The following is a 15,938-nucleotide window of genomic DNA, read 5'->3' on the forward strand; positions in this document are numbered from 1 at the left end:
CGCGCGTGGTGCCGGTGCCGGTGCGGATCGCCTCGCATACGCCGCGGCTCGCGGCGGCCGTGCCGGTGTTCCGCGATGCGCTCGGCGCTGTACCCGTCGCGCGCGGCGCGGCCGGCACGCGCCTGTTCAGCGGCATCGACGGCGCCGCCGTGCTCGATACCGAAACCGGGCTCGACAAGCTCGCCCGCCAGATCGCCGAGCCGGTCGAGTGGGCCGCCTGCCTGGCCGCCTGTGTCGAGGCCGGCGCGAGCGCCTTCCTCGAACTCGGGCCGGGGCGCGCGCTGGCCGAGATGGCGGGTGCGGCCTATCCATCGATACCGGCGCGCAGCCTGGCCGATTTCCGCTCGCTGGACGGCGTGCGCGGCTGGCTGGAGAGGATCGAGGCGGCTTGAAGGGCGTGGCGGGGGCGCGGTGGTATGCAGGGCTTCGCGAGGGAGCCGGCCGAAGCGGATGATCGAGGCAGCTTGAACGAGGCGGCGAAGGCAGCGGCGGCATGCCCTCGCCGTGCAAGCGGAAAGGCCTCGATACCGGCCGGAAGCCGGGCGATCCACGGCACCCGAAGCCGCCGCCGGACGCGGCTGGCACGGCCTGGCGAACGCGCGTTCGTCGTCGCCGCGCCACGCCGCGCAGAAACCGCTTGCGAGCCGCATCGGCGTGACTACAATACGCGCCCGATGAGACCACACGCCCGCCTTGCCGCCGCTTTCAGCGCGGCTTCCGCCTTTGTCGCGCCCGCCGTTTTCGCGCTGCCCGCGCCCTTTGTCGGCGCGAGCGCCAGCGCCTATTTTTCCGATGATGCCGTCTCGGCCGACCTGGCCGCCGAACTGGTGCGCGGCGCGCGGCAGCGCGTGCTGGTGGCCGGTTACGCCTCGCTGTCGCCGAAGCTGGCGGCCGCCCTGTGCGATGCGCGCCGGCGCGGGGTCGCGGTGCGCGTGGTGCTCGACCGTTCGGCGCCGGCACTGCGCTACAGCGGCGCGGCCCTGCTGGCCGAAACCGGCGTCGAGGTGGTGTTCGCGCGTCGCGCCGGCCTGATCCGCGCGCCGTTCCTGGTGGTCGACGATGCCGTCGCGACCGAGGTCGCGGCCCGGCGCGCGGGTTTGGCCAGGGCGGCCAGCGGCGCGGACGTGGCCGCGCTGCTGCCGCGTGCCGGCATGCGCCCCGGCGTGCACGAGTTGAATGTATTCCACGACGTGCCGCGGCTCGCGCAAGCCTATGCGCAGACCTTCTGGCGGCTCTACCGCGTGGCGGCCGCCGAGCGCTGAAATCCGGGCCGCCGTCGGCGAGCGGGATCACGTCTTGCGGCACATGACGGCCGGCACGCGCGCATGCGAAACCCGATGTGCCGCCGCGAAGCCGGTCGGTACCGGTGCCGCCTCTTCATCGTCGCGCCGTTTCGATCCGGCACCATAATGGCCGACCGTTCGACGGACCGGACAGACACCGGCCCGCCCGTGCCGCGCGATGCCGCGGCGCGGCCCGCCGGAACGGCGCGACGACGCAGTTGGCGGCCTGCGCGTTCGCTTGCACAATAGCCGCTCCCACGACGAGGCAGACGATGGCGATCACGGTCGAGACTCTCCAGTTCGCGGCACGCGACGGACGACCGTTGACGGGCTCGCTCCATATTCCCCCCGTATCGAACCGGCGCGCGGTGCTGATCAACAGCGCGCTGGGCACGCCGCGCGCGCGTTACGACGGGTTCGCGCGCTTCCTGGCCGAAGCCGGCTTCAGCGTGCTGAGCTACGACAACCGCGGCATCGGCGGCTCGCGCACGGCGGTGGGCGACGCCGATCGCGTGCGGCTGCGGCAGTGGGGCGAGGCCGACCTGCCGGCCGCGCTCGACTGCCTCGCCGCGCGGCTGCCCGAGGCGCGCCAGTTCGCCGTCGGCCATGCCACGGGGGGACGGCTGCTCGGTCTCGCACCGAACCTGGGCCAGTTGTCGGGCATCGTCACGATCGCGGCCGGCACCGCCTATCGCAGCGACGCGGGCGGCCTGGCCGGGATCCGGCTGGCGCTGGCCGGTTACCTGACGGTGCCCTTGGCCGGGCGGCTGCTGTCGCGCGTGCCGGGCCGGCTGCTGCTCGGCGCCGAGGCCGACGTGCCGGCGGGCATCGCGCGCGACTGGGCGCGCGGCTGCCGGCAGGCGGGCGGCGACCTGGATGCGGCGGGGCCGGCATCGCGCGCCGGTTTCGAGGCCTATCGCGGCCCGCTTCTCGCCTATGCGGTCGAGGACGATCCCCTGGCGCCCTCGGCCGCCGTCAGCGCGCTGCACCGGCAATTCATCCATGCCGAGCTCGAGTTGCGCTGGATCGCCCCGCATCCGGGGCACGCCCCGATTGGCCAGGCGGGTTATTTCCGCGACGACAATCGCGGTCTGTGGCCCTCGCTGGCCGGTTGGCTGGCCGCCTGCTGAATCGACGGGGCGAGGCCTTCCCGCTCTTCCCGGCGGTTCCGGCACTGGCGCCGGGCCGCGCGACGCTGTTACAGTCGTCGGTCCCGCCGTCAACCGAGTGAGACTCAGATGAAGCTGATCGGAATGCTGGATTCGCCCTACGTTCGTCGCGCCGCCGTGTCGGCCAAGCTGCTCGGGCTGTCGTTCGAGCACCAGCCGCTGTCGGTGTTTCGTCATTTCGACGAATTCAGGGCCGTAAACCCGGTGGTCAAGGCGCCCACGCTGTTGACCGACGACGGCACCATGGTGCTCGACTCCTCGCTGATCTGCGACTACCTGGACCACCTGGTCGAGCCAGAGCGGCGCCTGCTGCCGGTGGATGCCGCCGCGCGGCTGCGCTCCCTGGAACTGATCGGCCTCGCCCTGGCGGCGGCCGAGAAGACCGTGCAGGTAGTCTACGAATGCGGCCAGCGGCCCGACGAGAAACTGCACCAGCCCTGGCTCGACCGGATCGTGCAGCAGCTCGACGGCGCCTACGGCGCGCTCGAGGCGCGCATCCTCGGCACCACCGGCTGGCTGCTCGGCGAGCGCATCACGCAGGCCGACGTGGCGCTGGCGGTGGTCTGGCGCTTCACGCAGTACGTGCGGCCCGATCACCCGGCCCTGGCCGCCGTCGACGCCGAGCGCTACCCGAGCATCGCCGCGCTGTCGGCGCGCGCCGAGGCGCTGCCCGAGTTCGCCGGCACGCCGCTGGACTGATCGGGCAGGGCCGCGGCCACCCGCGGCAGGCACGGCGATTGTTCTGCCGGGCAAACAAGTGACTTCGGCGCCGGCAGGTTTATCCGCCGGCGGCCGCTCCGTAGAATTCACTCCGTCGCCCAACCATCGTCCGCCGGAGCCCGCCATGAGAACCCTGATCGAAAATCGCCTGTATCACCCGTCCGTCGTGCTGCCGATGGTCTCGCTGATGCAACTGATGGTGACGCTCGACTTCAATCTCGGGCAGGTCGGCTTCGTGGTGGCGGGCCGCGGCGTGCGCGCGGCGGTCGAGCGCTCGCGTTCGCTGATCGACTGCCTGGCCTGCCGCAACTGCCACTGCGCCGTGCATTGATGCGGCGGCGGCTCGCCGCCGCGCCGTTCAGGACGCAGGACGACAGACACCCCCGCCTCGGCGGGGGTGTTCGTTTTTGGGCGTAAAGGAAAAGGATGAAGCGGCGGGCGGCAGGCAATAAAAAATTGGCGGCGTCAAGTCATTTGTGAAAATGGCTCGATGGCTGGAAGTCTATATGGGGTGCGGATTTAGCTCTGCTTCGGGCGGCTTTGCAGGACTGCGGCCTGGTGGGCTAGGAGCCACATAAGAGCGTCGGGAGAGAAAGCCGGGTCGCACTTGGTCGTGCTGGATTGCCGAGAAGCGGCAGGCTTGTGCTCTCATCATAGCCCAACCGTCCACCGCCCTCCAGAACGAAGAACGCGCAGCTTCGGGCTGCGCGTTCGATGGATGGTCGCCAACGGAAATCCAAATCGTCAGCTTGGCTTGGGCGGCGCGGCCTTGCCTGCGTCGCCTTTTCTGAATCCCCGATCCCCCGCCATAAACGCTTCGAGCATGTGCGGGATCAGGGTTGCCGCATCGACCGCCTCCCCGTATGTCTGCGCGTGCAGCGCGGCGTAACGGTCTAGGTCGGCTTTCAGGCTGGCCGGGCATGCAAAGGTCAGCTTGATGCTCTCCGTTTTCGGTAACGGCCCGAGACGCAGCTTGCGCGTCGTGCTCATGGCGAAATCCCCCGATTGAAGAACAGTGGCTGGTACGGCCGCAGCACGATGTCGCGGTTGACGATAATGCTGACTGGCAGGCCCGGTCGTTCGGTCAAGGTCGGCTGGATGTTGAGATTGCGGCGAGTGAACTCCTGGCCGACCTGATTGGCCGTGTCCTGCGCGCTATCCCGGAACGCGATGACCGTATTGCCATTGACATTGCCCTGATTCGAGACGGCCAGCTCGGAACCCACACCCAACACGGTGGACAGCGCGGCACCAGCGAGGATGCGTCCCCAATGCCAATCGACGCCATCCTCCAGACCGGCATAGCCAGCCGGATCGGCACCGGCCAGGTTGTCGAGCGTGAGCGAAGACGTGTCCGGCAGGATGATGCGGTTCCACACGATCTGCACGCGGCTCTGCCCGTAGGCGACCTGGCTGTTGTATTTGCCGAGGATGCGCGAACCCTGCGGAATCAGCAGATAGCGGCCCGTCGCCGTGTCGTACACCGGCGCTGTCACGGTGCCGATCACGTCGCCCGGCAAATCCGACTTGATGCCCGTCATCAGTGCCGCCGAGATCACGGTGCCAGCCATCACCTGATACGGCGAGGCCGGCGTTTGCAGACTGCCGGAATTACGGGTTTGCGTGGTTCCAGCTTTCTGGAACGCCTCTTTCTGATCTTGCCGGTTCTGCACGGCGGTCGGGTCGGCCGGCTGCGCCGCCATCGAGGCCGGGCCGGCAGCCTGCGGGTCGAAGCCCGCCAAGCCGGACGCCGGCGAGGCCGAAGCGGTCTGCGTGGACGCAGCGGTCGCGGCAGCGGCACGCTGAGGGTTGCTGGAACGGAAGAACACCGACGAACCCGCCGCCGCTTCAGCTTCCTTGCGTAACGCATCGCGCTCGGCCGCCGCCGCGTCTTGGCCCGGCGGCGCGTAGTTGGCCACCGCCGGCTGCTGCGACTGGACGATAGCCGGGCCGAGATCGCCCGGCAGCGGCGGCCCCAGCTCTGGCACTTTCGCCGGCAGCGGTGTCGGCTGCGGCGGCAGCTTCGAGTAGTCGGAAGGCAACCGATCAAGTTCTTCCGACTTCGACACGCGATCGACGTTGTAAAGCTCGGTCGTATCGTTGCCGCTGCGCGAGTGCTTCGGCTGCAACGACCACATCGTTGCGCCCAGCACGGCGATGCCAAGGCCGCCGGCCATCAGCGCCAGCGTGCGGCGGTTGAGGCGCGTCACCGGGCGCGGCTGCGCCCGCAGCGTCACGTTCTCCGGCGCGACCTTGGGTGCGGCTTCGGGGATCGGTACGTCCGGGGTGTTGTCCTGGCTCATGGTCAGTTCCCCCGCGTGCCGTCCGTGCGCTCGATACGCACCACATCGCCCTTGTCACCGCCCAGGCGTAGTTCGGCCGCGCCGAACAGCCGGTCCACGATGTAGTACGGCGAGCGGAAACGGTAGTTGACGAGCTGGCCATCACCCTGCGCGCCGATGACGAACAGCGGCGGTAGTTCGCCCTGGGCGATGCCGGGCGGAAACTCGATATAGACCTTCTCGCCATCGTCGAAGGCGCGCAGCGGTTTCCACGGCGGATTGCTGCCGCTGATCGCATAGCGGAAACGGATCTTCTCCAGCGACAGGCCGGTATCGACGGGGGCTGCCGCCTGCGCGGCCTGATCCTGCCGCTGCAAGGCCAGCATCTGGTCTTTCGGGTACTCCCACGACACCGACGCCATCCACGCCTTGTCGGTCGAGGTCAACTCGATCAGATAGGTGCGCCGGCTGGTGGTGATGACGAGGTTCGTCTTGAGGCCCGAACGGATCGGCTTGACCAGCACGTTCACGCGCAGCGCGTCGCCGGCGCCGCTGGACGTGTCGCCGACGATCCAGCGTACGGTGTCGCCGGCAGCGACCGTCACCAGTTCCTCGCCGGCCTGGAGCGAAATCACGGTGACGCGGCCCGGCGCCGCATAGACCTGATACAGCGCGCCGTCGGTGAAGGGCCACACCTGGATCGCGTTGACGAAACCCTCGCGCGTGGGGGCCATGCGCGCTTCGGCGTTCGCGCGCGAGACACGCACGGTTTCGTCGGCCGGTTCCGGCGCGGGTTTGACGTCGTCGTCTGAAGGCAGCGGCTTCATCTGCGCCGGCATCGGCAGCACCTTCGGCACCTCCACCACTTCAACCGGCTTGGGCGGATCGGGCTGCTTCTGTGCCTGCACTGGCTCGTCGAGCGAGATGTGCGGCGGTGGCTTGCCCTGCGAGGCGCAGCCCGACAGGACTGCCACGGTCAGCACAAAAGCGTAAAAACGGAAAGACGGGCTCATGGTTTGGCTCCTTCGGACACGTCCAGATCACGGCTCCACGACAAGCCATGCACGTAGAGGCCCAGGGGGTTCTTCCGCACTCGGGCTTCCGTGTGCGGGGTTTGATGGACAAGCGTGATCGCGGCCGTCCAGTGCTCGGGATTAGCTGCCGCCGCGCCATTGATGTAGTGCTGCTCGTTCCAACGAACGTTGAACGATGTATCGCTGACGCGAACCACACTGATGACTTCGACCGTCACCGACTCCTTGCCGACGCGCGCGAATGGATCGTTCTTGCTCGCGTATTCGTTGAGGACGGCTGCGCCGTGATCGGTGGTGTAGTTGTAGGCTTCGAGCCAGTTCTGGCGAACGACAACCGGGTCGATGGAAAGCGAGCGCGTCAGCTTGATGAAGTTCTCCAGGAACTTCGCAATGTCCGCGTCCTTGGGGTTGTACGAAGTCTTGGCTTCGCCGACGGCCAACACGTCACCGGCGTTGTTCACCTGCACGACGTAAGGCGTGACCATCGACTGCGTTGAGCGCCAGACCAGGCCACCGGCCATCAGCAGCGCGAGCGCGAGGCAGCCGAAGGCCATGAAGCGCCAGTTCTTCGCCTGTACGCGGGCCGAGCCGATACGCTCATCCCATACCTGCGCGGCAGATTGATATGGGGTGGCAGGCTGCGGCGTATTGGCGTAGCGCACCTGCGGTCGCTTGAATCGCATGGCGGGTTCTCCTCAAGAGTCGTTCATTCGTCGGGTTGGCCCAGGCTCGGGCCTTGCGCCGAGCCGCCGCCGTCCCCGCCGTGTAGCGTGTGTGCGGCGGTCGTGGCGGCATGGGTGATTTGCTGGCGGCGGTGCAGCCGTTTGGCCCAGGCGGGTTGCTGCTGGTCGGTGGAATTGACAGAGGTATCGCTGGCGGCCTGGTCGGATGCGGCACCGGATGACGTACCGCCGCTGGATGCGCCTGCGCTGTCCGAACGGAACGCTGCGGCAGCACGTTGTCCGAATGAGCGCGCGCCAGCGGTGGCCTTCTGGCCGACGGCCTGCGCGCCGGTCCTGGCGACATTGCCGAATCCGGCCATCGCACCTTTCGCGCCGCCACCGGCGGCAGCGGAACCGGCCTGAAAGGCCGAGCCGGCACTGCTGGCCGTAGAGGCGGCCATGCGCGCGCCCTTGCCGAGCGCACTGGCGGCGGCGGGCGCCATGCGCGCACCGGCGACCACGGCACCGCCGACGCCGGTAGCGGCAGCGCCGATAGCGACGGCAGTGCCGGCCGCGCCGACGGCAGCACCCGCCATCGCGCCCGCGCCGAGTTGCGGCGCACCGGATACAAGGCCGGTCGCAATGCCCGGCCCGTAGATACCGAGCGCGAGCATCGCCAGCGAGGCCAGCATCACGACCAGCGCGTGGTCGATGGATGGATCATTCGGCGTCGTCGGGAACTCCGCGAACAGGCCCGTGCCGATGCCAACGATGACAGCCAGTACCAGTACCTTGATGCCCGACGACACCACGTTGCCGAGCACTTTTTCGGCAAGGAACGCGGTCTTGTTCCAGAGCGCGAACGGCACCAGTACGAAGCCGGCGAGCGTGGTCAGCTTGAACTCGATCAGCGTGATGAAAAGCTGTACCGCCAGCACGAAAAAGCAGACGATGACGGTGAACCACGCGAGGAACATCACGACGATGGGCGTGATGTTGATGAACACCTCGGGGAAACCGGCCATCTGGCTGATCTGATCGAGAATCGGCGCGGCAGCGTCGATGCCGGTCTTGGCTAGATGCCCCGGTTGCAGGAACATCTCCATGCTCACGGCCGAGCCGGTGGCCGTCAGGCCCAGGCCGGCGAACGAACGGAACACGACGCCGGACAGCATGTTGAAGTTCTGGATGATGTAGGCGAACGCGCCAACGTAGAGCACCTTGCGGATGAGCTTCGCCATCACGTCTTCGCCCTGGCCGGTCGCATGGCCGAGCGCCCAATACAGGCCCGCGAGCGTCATGTCGATCACCACCAGCGTCGCGGTCAGAAACGCGACCTCGCCATGCAGCAGGCCGAATCCGCTGTCGATGTAGGTGGAAAAGACATTGAGGAAGTGGTCGATGATTGAAACGTCGTTCATGGCCGTCCCCGTCAGTTCCCGTAGAAGCTCACGGTTTCCGGCGTGTACGGCGTGCCGGTGCCGAGGAACCGCTGCGTGATGACGCGGCCCTGCTCGACGGCGGCGGCCTGCCTCGCCAGCTCCAGCGCCGACGCGCGGCCCTGTGTGAGCTGGAGCTGCTGCGCCTGGATCGACTGCTTGGCCTGCAACGCGAGAAGCTGGTTAGTCGCCTGCTGCGCTTGCAGCGCGCCGGTCGCGGACTGGCTCTGGCTCACGAGGTCGGTCAGCACGCCCTGGTCAGTGGTCACGTTCTGCGACACCTGCGCCTGCATCTGCATCGCGGTCTGCAAGCCAGTGAGCGTGTTCTGCCAGCGCTGGTGCGCGTCCTGGTACATCTGGTTGCCGCTCACGGTCGCGGCGTACTGCTGCGGGTACAACTGCGCGAACTGCTGATCCATGTTCTGCACCTGGAATGCCAGTCCCTGCGCCTGCGTGATGAGCTGCTGCGTAGTCGCCAGATTCGATTGCAGGCGGCTGACCACGTTGAACGGCAGGCTCGCCAGATTGCGCCCCTGATTGACGAGCATCTGCGCTTCGTTCTGGAGCTGGTTGATCTGGTTTTCGATCATTTGCATCGTGCGAACTGCGGTCAGCGTGTTCTGCACGAGGTTGGTCGAGTCGATGACGGCCCATTGCGCGTGTGCCGCCGGCGTGACGCCGACGAACGCCGCGACAGCAAGGGCAAGAAGACGGATCTTCATGGCGCAATCTCCTGGGGTTGTGAAGCGAGGAAGGACGCAGCGGATGGCGCGGACGGCAACAAGTCGGCCGCCCAATCGAGGCCGCGATGGCGCAGCCACGCACCGGCGAAGCCGGGAGCGCCGGCCTGCGTCAGCACGCGGTCGATGTCGCGTTGGTCTTGTGGTGTGGATGCGCCCGCGAAGGCGAGCGCGACCGGCCCCAGGTCGAGGTCGAACAGGCGATTACCCGCGCGCGACTGGTAGTAGTAGTCGCGCTTGGGCTGCGCGGTGGCGACGATCTCGATTTGCCGGGTGTTGAGGCCGAAGCCCTCGTAGATCGTGCGAATCTGCGGCTCGGTCGCCTGCGGGTTCGGCAGGAAGATGCGGCTCGCGCAGCTCTCGATGATCGCCGGCGCAATGGTCGAATCCTTGATGTCGGCGAGCGACTGCGTGGCGAAGATCACCGACACGTTTTTCTTGCGCAGCGTCTTGAGCCATTGCCGGATGCGCGCAGCAAATACCGGGTCATCAAGGAACAGCCAGGATTCGTCGAGGATCAGCAGCGTCGGTGCGCCATCGAACCGCTCATCGAAGCGTGCGAACAGATAGCCCAGCACGGCCAGCACCGCGGCCTTGCTGTGCATCAGTTCTTCCATCTCGAAGCACTGCACGTCGGCCATGCCGAGCCGGTCGTGGTCGGCATCGAGCAGCTTGCCGTGCGCGCCACCGAGCACATACGGCGCAAGCGCCTGGCGCAGCGCGTTCGATTGCAGCAGTACCGACAGGCCCGTGAGCGTGCGTTGTTCGAGCGGCGCACCGGCGAGACTGCCGAGCGCCGACCAGATGGCCGCCTTCTCGTCGGGGCCGACCGCGACGCCTTCGTGCGTCAGGCGGCCTTCGACCCATTCGGCGGCCCAAGTGCGATAGCCCTCCTGGTCGATGCGGGCGAGCGGCTGGAACGCGATCGCGCCATCGGCGCCGAGGTCGTAATACTCGCCACCCAGGCCCAGCGCCGTTGCCCGCATCGAGCGGCCCATGTCGAAAGCGAAGATGCGTGCGCCGGGATAGCGGCGGAACTGCATCGCCAATGTGGCGAGCAGCACGGATTTACCCATGCCGGTCGGGCCGGCAATCAGCGTGTGGCCCACGTCGCCGATGTGCGTGACGAGGCGAAACGGCGTCGCGCCTTCGGTGCGGGTGACGATCAGTGGCGGGCCGTCGAGGTGGGAGTTTTTCTCCGGCCCGGCCCATACTGCCGACACCGGCATCAGATGCGCGAGATTCAGTGTCGAGACGATGGGCTGGCGAACATTTGCATACGCATTGCCCGGCACCGACGACAGCCACGCCTCCACCGAATTGAGGGTTTCGGGAATCGTCACGAAGCCCCGGCCCTGAATCACGCGCTCCACCTGGCGCTGCTTCTCGTCGGCCGTGTCGGCGTCGTCATCGAGCACGGTCACGGTTGCCGTGACAAAACCGAAGGCGACCTGATCGCTGCCGAGTTCCTGCATCGCGGCGTCCGCATCGGCCGACTTGTTGCTGGCGTCGGTATCAACCAGCGGGCTTTCCTGCTGGAAAATGGTTTCGCGCAGCAGCGCGAGGACATTCTTGCGCTTGGCGAACCACTGCCGGCGCAGCCGCCCGAGTTCCTTCTCGGCCTCGGCTTTGTCCAGACACAGAAAGCGCGTGCTCCAGCGGTACGCGAAACCAAGCCGGTTGAGATCGTCCAGAATCCCCGGCCAGGTCGAGGTCGGAAAGCCCCGCACGGTGACGACACGCAGATGCGCGTCGCCGAGCATGGGTGCCAGGCCGCCGACCAGCGGCATGTCGGCCAGCAGCGCGTCGAGATGGAACGGCACCTCCGGCACCTTGATGCGATAACGCCGCGTCGAGACGGTCGCGTGCAGGTAGGTCAGCGTTTCGGCATCGTCGAGCCAGTCGATTTCCGGCATCACGCCATCGAGCAGATCGAAGACGCGCGCGGTTTCCGCGACGAACGCGGTCAGGCGCTCGCGCCAGTCCACGCCGGACGTGGGCGTGTTTTCGTACAGGAGTTTCGCGGCGCGTGCGCGCGATTCCTCGGGCGGCAGGTATTGCAGCGTGAGGTGATAGCCGCTCTCGAAGTGGTTGCCCGATTCCTCGAAGGTCGCGCGGCGCTCCTCGTCCACCAGCCACGACAACGGCTCGGGAAAATCCGAGTGCGGATAGTCGGCCGCCGCCCGGCGTTCGGCCTCGACGTACAGCGCCCAGCCGGCACCGAGCCGGCGCAGCGCGTTGTTCAGGCGCGCGGTCGTGGCGATCAGCTCGCCTTGCGTGGCGCTATCGAGGTCGGGGCCGCGAAAGCGTGCGGTACGCTGGAACGAACCGTCCTTGTTGAGCACGACGCCAGGCGCGACGAGTCCCGCCCACGGGAGCCAGTCGGCGAGCAAGGCTGGACGCTGGCGGTATTCGGCGAGGTTGAGCATCGCGGCGTCTCCCCGTCACACGTCCAGCAGCGGCTTGTGCCGGAGATGCCGCGCGAACACCTGCATGAACTGTGCGTCCACGCGCGCGCCCCACACCGCGAGCGAATGGCCGACAATCCAGAGCGCGATACCAGGAATCCACAGTTGCAGGCCCAACCCGACCGCGCCGGAAAGCGTGCCGTTGGCAATCGCCACGGTACGCGGGGCGCCGCCCATCAGGATCGGCTCGGTCAGCGAGCGATGCAGCGGCACCTCGAAGCCCGGCAGGTCGTTGGCGGTGCTCATACGACGGCCCCGCCGGAGAACGAGAAGAACGACAGGAAGAACGAGGACGCCGCGAAGGCGATGCTCAAGCCGAACACGATCTGGATGAGCTTGCGAAAGCCGCCCGACGTGTCGCCGAAGGCGAGCGCCAGGCCGGTCGAGATGATGATGAGCACCGCGACGATCTTGGCGACCGGCCCCTGGATGGATTCGAGGATGGATTGCAACGGCGTTTCCCACGGCATCGACGAACCGGATGCCTTCGCCGTACCGGCCGTCATCAGCATGACGGCGGCCAGCATCAGGCCGTAGTGCGCCGGCCCGGCCAGACGGCGAAAGCGCGCAACGGTGGAAACCGGATTTACGGAAATACGGAAAGCATGGGTGTGCATCTGCGTCATGACAGTTCTCCAACATGGTCAGGGGATGGGAAAGGCAGCTCGGGAAGCGACGGCTCCAGCGCGTCCGTCAGGCGATAGCCCACGCCGTCGAAGCCGACGACACGGGCGATGCTCTCGATGCGGCGCTTGCGGCCGCGGCCGGCGATGTGGATGACGACGTTGACCGCCTCGGCAACGAGTGCGCGCGGCGGATTTACGGCCACTTCTAGAATCAGTTGCTCCAGGCGCAGCAGTGCGCCGAGCGCGGAGCCGGCATGAATCGTGGCGATGCCGCCGGGGTGGCCCGTGCCCCAAACCTTGATGAGATCCAGCGCCTCGCCACCACGCACCTCGCCGACGATCACGCGATCAGGGCGCAGGCGCATCGTGGCGCGCACCAGCTCGGTCATCGACACGACGCCCGCGCGCGTGCGCAGCGGGACGTGATCGCGTGCCGCGCATTGCAGCTCTACCGTGTCTTCGAGCACCAACACGCGGTCGCCGGTGGCGGCGATCTCGGCGAGCAAGGCATTGGCGAGCGTGGTCTTGCCGGTGCTGGTGCCGCCGGCGATGAGGATGTTCTGCCGCTCGCGCACGGCGTCGCGCAGGAACGCCGCCTGTTCGGCGGTCATCATTCCGTCGGTAACGTAGCGTTCCAGCGGAATGACACCGACCGCGCGCTTGCGCAGCGCGAAGGCCGGCCCAGGCGCGGCCGGCGGCAGAATGCCCTCGAATCGCTCGCCGGTTTCCGGTAGCTCGGCGGTCAGCAGCGGCTGGCCGCGATGCACTTCCGCGCCGACGTGCGCGGCGACCAGGCGGATGATGCGTTCGCCGTCGGCTTCGGACAGCTCCGCGCCCATCGGCGCGCGGCCCGACGACAGGCGATCGACCCATAGCGTGTGGTCGGGGTTGAGCATGATTTCCACCACGTCGGGGTCTTCGAGCGCGGCGGCGATCAGCGGCCCCATCGCCGTGCGCAACATGCGGATGCGCCGATCGAGTGACGTAGTGGCGAAGGATTGCGCCCCCGTCGAAATGATCGCGCTCATGACGCACGCTCCTGCGCCTCGGCCAGTGCCGCCGCATCGTCCAGACGCGCAGCATCGGGATTCAGTTCGTCCACCACATCGCGCACCAGACTGCGCCCGCGCATCAGGTGGCGGCCGAGCTGTTCGACGAAGTGCTCGAAGCGCGCCTTGCCCTGCGCGCGGGCGGCTTCCTGGTGTGCTTCGGGAACCGGCGTGCTGACCGTCAGGTAGTAGCGGACGAACAGCGCCAGTGTCTCGATCTCGATGTTCTGGTCGCGCTCCAGCCGCTCGAACTGGCGCGTCAGCCGGTCGAGGCGCTTGGCGATCGCCGCCTCGCGCTGGTCGCCCGCGTCGGGCGACAGCCAGGATGCGAGTGCCGCCGCGACGATGCTGGATTTGGAGACGCCTTTCTTGGCGGCTAGTTCGTCGAGACGTTTGGCGTGTTCGCGCGGAATGAACAGATTGAGGCGGTACTGGCTCATAGCTCGATCCCGTCTTGTTGGTCGAGGGACGCCAGCCGGGCCGTGCGTTGAATGGCCGGATCAAGCTGACGAGGAAGCGGTAGCGGCAGGTCGTCGTCATCGAGCAGCGCGAGGTCGTTGTCGGCCGGCTGCGGTTCGGGGCTGTATTCGGAGACGTCGGAGAGTTCCGGCTGACGGCGTGGGCCGCCATCGTCGGCCATGCCGGTGTCGTCGCCCGCGACGCCGGCTGAGACAGGAGCCGCCGGAACGGCGGGGATAGCCAGGCCGCTCCAGTCGTCAGGCCGCAGTGGCGGCGCATCGGAGTAACGCCCGATTGCAAGCGCGGGCGGTGGCAACACGCGGCGCTTGAAATTGGCATCCAAGTAGTAACGCAGCTTCTTCGCGCGAATCGGCGCCACGCTGGACACCATCACCACTTCATCGTCGGGTGGGAGCTGCATCACTTCGCCCGGCGTCAGCAGCGGGCGCGCGGTTTCTTGGCGCGACACCATCAGGTGTCCGAGCCACGGCGCGAGCCGATGGCCGGCGTAGTTGCGCTGCGCGCGTAGCTCGGTCGCGGTGCCGAGCGTTTCGGAAATGCGCTTGGCGGTGCGTTCGTCGTTCGTGGCGAACGTCACACGGACGTGGCAGTTGTCGAGGATGGAATGGTTCTGGCCGTAGGCTTTGTCGATCTGGTTGAGCGACTGCGCGATGAGGAAGCTGCGAATGCCGTAGCCGGCCATGAACGCCAGTGCCGTCTCAAAAAAGTCGAGCCGGCCCAGCGCCGGGAACTCGTCGAGCATCAGCAGCAGCTTGTGGCGGCGTGCGATGCCGTCGCTGCCGTCGAGCGATTCGGTGAGGCGTCGGCCAATCTGGTTGAGGATCAGGCGCACCAGCGGCTTCGTGCGGCTGATGTCCGACGGCGGCACGACGAGGTACAGCGAGACGGGATGCTCGGACGCAATCAGGTCGGCGATGCGCCAGTCGCAACGCGACGTGACTTCGGCCACCGTGGGGTCGCGGTACAGACCGAGGAAGGACATGGCCGTGGACAGCACGCCCGACCGCTCGTTGTCCGACTTGTTGAGCACTTCGCGCGCAGCGGACGCGACGACAGGATGCGGTGCATCGCCCAGGTGGCGCGTCGTCATCATCCGGTGCAGCGTCAGCTCGAACGGGCACGCCGGATCGGACAGGAAGTTGGCGACGCCGCGCAGCGTCTTGTCCTCGCCCGCGTAGAGCACATGCAGGATCGCGCCGACCAGCAGCGCGTGCGAGGTCTTCTCCCAATGGTTGCGCTTCTCCAACGCGCCTTCGGGATCGACCAGAATGTCCGCGATGTTCTGCACGTCGCGCACTTCATGCGCACCGCGCCGGACTTCGAGCAGCGGGTTGTATGCGGCCGACTTCGGATCGGTGGGATTGAACAGCAGGCAGTGCGAGAAGCGCGAGCGCCAGCCGCCGGTGATCTGCCAGTTCTCGCCCTTGATGTCGTGGATGACGGCGGAAGCCGGCCAGCTCAACAGCGTCGGCACGACGAGGCCGACACCCTTGCCGGAGCGCGTCGGCGCGAAGGTCAGGACGTGTTCCGGGCCGTCGTGGCGCAGGTACTGGCTGCGATGCAGGCCAAGGAACACACCGGCTGGTTTGTCGAGGCCGGCCTTGTGAATGTCGGCGGCTTCGGCCCAGCGCGCTGAACCGTAGGTGGTGACGAGCTTTGATTGCCGCGAGCGCCACACCGACATGGCGATAGCAACCAGTACCGCCACCAGACCGCTGCCAGCTGCAATGGCACCGCCTATGCTAAAGATGCGTGGCGCGTAACCATCGTAGAGGAACCACCATCCGAACAGTCGCCACGGGTGATAGACCGGCTTACCGAAGAAATCAAACCACGGCGAGCCAAGGCGTAGCTGGAAGCCCAGGGCTGCTGCTGTCCACTGTGTCGCGGCCCACACACCCGCGATCACGATGCCGAACACAACACCGATTTGCCCGAACAGCACGCCTTGACCTTTCATCCCGGCCTCCGCTTTCTTCTGCGCAA

General features: G+C 67.4%; 16 protein-coding genes and 1 pseudogene. 5 read left to right on the top strand and 12 right to left on the bottom strand.

The genetic code is table 11. From position 1 onward, the window contains the following. From F3J18_RS05975 to F3J18_RS05995, 5 genes and pseudogenes are all read left to right on the top strand, one after another. Positions 1–392 (top strand): annotated as a pseudogene (locus tag F3J18_RS05975) (malonate decarboxylase subunit epsilon); the annotation flags it as partial. A gap of 282 nt (positions 393–674) precedes the next feature. Then, a complete protein-coding gene (locus F3J18_RS05980) occupies positions 675–1,262 on the top strand; it encodes a hypothetical protein (RefSeq protein WP_166911921.1) in 588 nt (195 codons plus the stop codon). Positions 1,263–1,555: 293 nt separating this feature from the next. Next, positions 1,556–2,413, top strand: a complete 858-nt coding sequence (locus tag F3J18_RS05985) for an alpha/beta fold hydrolase (RefSeq protein ID WP_166911923.1) — start codon at positions 1,556–1,558, stop codon at positions 2,411–2,413. Between the two features lie 108 nt (positions 2,414–2,521). Then, a complete protein-coding gene (locus F3J18_RS05990) occupies positions 2,522–3,151 on the top strand; it encodes a glutathione S-transferase family protein (RefSeq protein WP_025098586.1) in 630 nt (209 codons plus the stop codon). 145 nt (positions 3,152–3,296) lie between these two features. After that, positions 3,297–3,503 carry a hypothetical protein gene (locus tag F3J18_RS05995; RefSeq protein WP_013697349.1) on the top strand — a complete coding sequence of 69 codons (207 nt, stop codon included), beginning with the start codon at positions 3,297–3,299 and terminating at the stop codon, positions 3,501–3,503. 413 nt (positions 3,504–3,916) lie between these two features. On the opposite strand, the gene F3J18_RS06000 is transcribed toward F3J18_RS05995, so the two are convergent. Genes F3J18_RS06000 through F3J18_RS06055 form a run of 12 tightly spaced genes read right to left on the bottom strand, consistent with a single transcriptional unit; the run spans position 3,917 to position 15,912 of the window. Beyond that, on the bottom strand, positions 3,917–4,162 hold the full coding sequence (locus F3J18_RS06000; protein ID WP_166911925.1) for a DUF2274 domain-containing protein: 246 nt from the start codon (positions 4,160–4,162) through the stop codon (positions 3,917–3,919). Next, complete coding sequence (locus tag F3J18_RS06005; protein WP_166911927.1) at positions 4,159–5,475, bottom strand: TrbI/VirB10 family protein; 1,317 nt, start codon at positions 5,473–5,475, stop codon at positions 4,159–4,161. Before F3J18_RS06005 ends, F3J18_RS06000 begins: the two co-directional genes overlap by 4 nt. A gap of 2 nt (positions 5,476–5,477) precedes the next feature. Continuing rightward, a complete protein-coding gene (gene trbG / locus F3J18_RS06010; protein WP_166911929.1) occupies positions 5,478–6,467 on the bottom strand; it encodes a P-type conjugative transfer protein TrbG in 990 nt (329 codons plus the stop codon). Beyond that, the gene (gene trbF / locus F3J18_RS06015; protein ID WP_166911931.1) at positions 6,464–7,171 is read right to left on the bottom strand and encodes a conjugal transfer protein TrbF; all 708 of its coding nucleotides are present in this window, start codon (positions 7,169–7,171) and stop codon (positions 6,464–6,466) included. Before trbF ends, trbG begins: the two co-directional genes overlap by 4 nt. A gap of 23 nt (positions 7,172–7,194) precedes the next feature. Then, the gene (gene trbL, locus F3J18_RS06020; RefSeq protein ID WP_166911933.1) at positions 7,195–8,571 is read right to left on the bottom strand and encodes a P-type conjugative transfer protein TrbL; all 1,377 of its coding nucleotides are present in this window, start codon (positions 8,569–8,571) and stop codon (positions 7,195–7,197) included. Positions 8,572–8,582: 11 nt separating this feature from the next. Further along, positions 8,583–9,311, bottom strand: coding sequence for a P-type conjugative transfer protein TrbJ (gene trbJ / locus F3J18_RS06025; protein WP_166911935.1), 729 nt, complete (start codon positions 9,309–9,311; stop codon positions 8,583–8,585). After that, the gene (gene trbE / locus F3J18_RS06030) at positions 9,308–11,758 is read right to left on the bottom strand and encodes a conjugal transfer protein TrbE (protein WP_166911936.1); all 2,451 of its coding nucleotides are present in this window, start codon (positions 11,756–11,758) and stop codon (positions 9,308–9,310) included. The genes trbJ and trbE overlap by 4 nt, the downstream gene beginning before the upstream one ends. Before the next feature lie 15 nt (positions 11,759–11,773). Further along, positions 11,774–12,043 carry a VirB3 family type IV secretion system protein gene (locus tag F3J18_RS06035; RefSeq protein ID WP_054470432.1) on the bottom strand — a complete coding sequence of 90 codons (270 nt, stop codon included), beginning with the start codon at positions 12,041–12,043 and terminating at the stop codon, positions 11,774–11,776. Continuing rightward, positions 12,040–12,423: a TrbC/VirB2 family protein gene (locus F3J18_RS06040; RefSeq protein WP_166911938.1), complete on the bottom strand. Its 384-nt coding sequence runs from the start codon at positions 12,421–12,423 to the stop codon at positions 12,040–12,042. Before F3J18_RS06040 ends, F3J18_RS06035 begins: the two co-directional genes overlap by 4 nt. Continuing rightward, positions 12,420–13,451, bottom strand: coding sequence for a P-type conjugative transfer ATPase TrbB (trbB, locus tag F3J18_RS06045; RefSeq protein ID WP_166911940.1), 1,032 nt, complete (start codon positions 13,449–13,451; stop codon positions 12,420–12,422). The genes F3J18_RS06040 and trbB overlap by 4 nt, the downstream gene beginning before the upstream one ends. Beyond that, on the bottom strand, positions 13,448–13,912 hold the full coding sequence (locus F3J18_RS06050) for a ribbon-helix-helix protein, CopG family (protein ID WP_166911942.1): 465 nt from the start codon (positions 13,910–13,912) through the stop codon (positions 13,448–13,450). Before F3J18_RS06050 ends, trbB begins: the two co-directional genes overlap by 4 nt. Then, positions 13,909–15,912 (bottom strand): conjugal transfer protein TraG, encoded by a 2,004-nt coding sequence (locus tag F3J18_RS06055; RefSeq protein WP_166911944.1) that lies wholly within the window; start codon positions 15,910–15,912, stop codon positions 13,909–13,911. Before F3J18_RS06055 ends, F3J18_RS06050 begins: the two co-directional genes overlap by 4 nt. Positions 15,913–15,938: the final 26 nt, after the last annotated feature.

The organism is Burkholderia sp. Ax-1720 (genome assembly GCF_011753035.1).
GTDB lineage: Bacteria > Pseudomonadota > Gammaproteobacteria > Burkholderiales > Burkholderiaceae > Burkholderia > Burkholderia gladioli.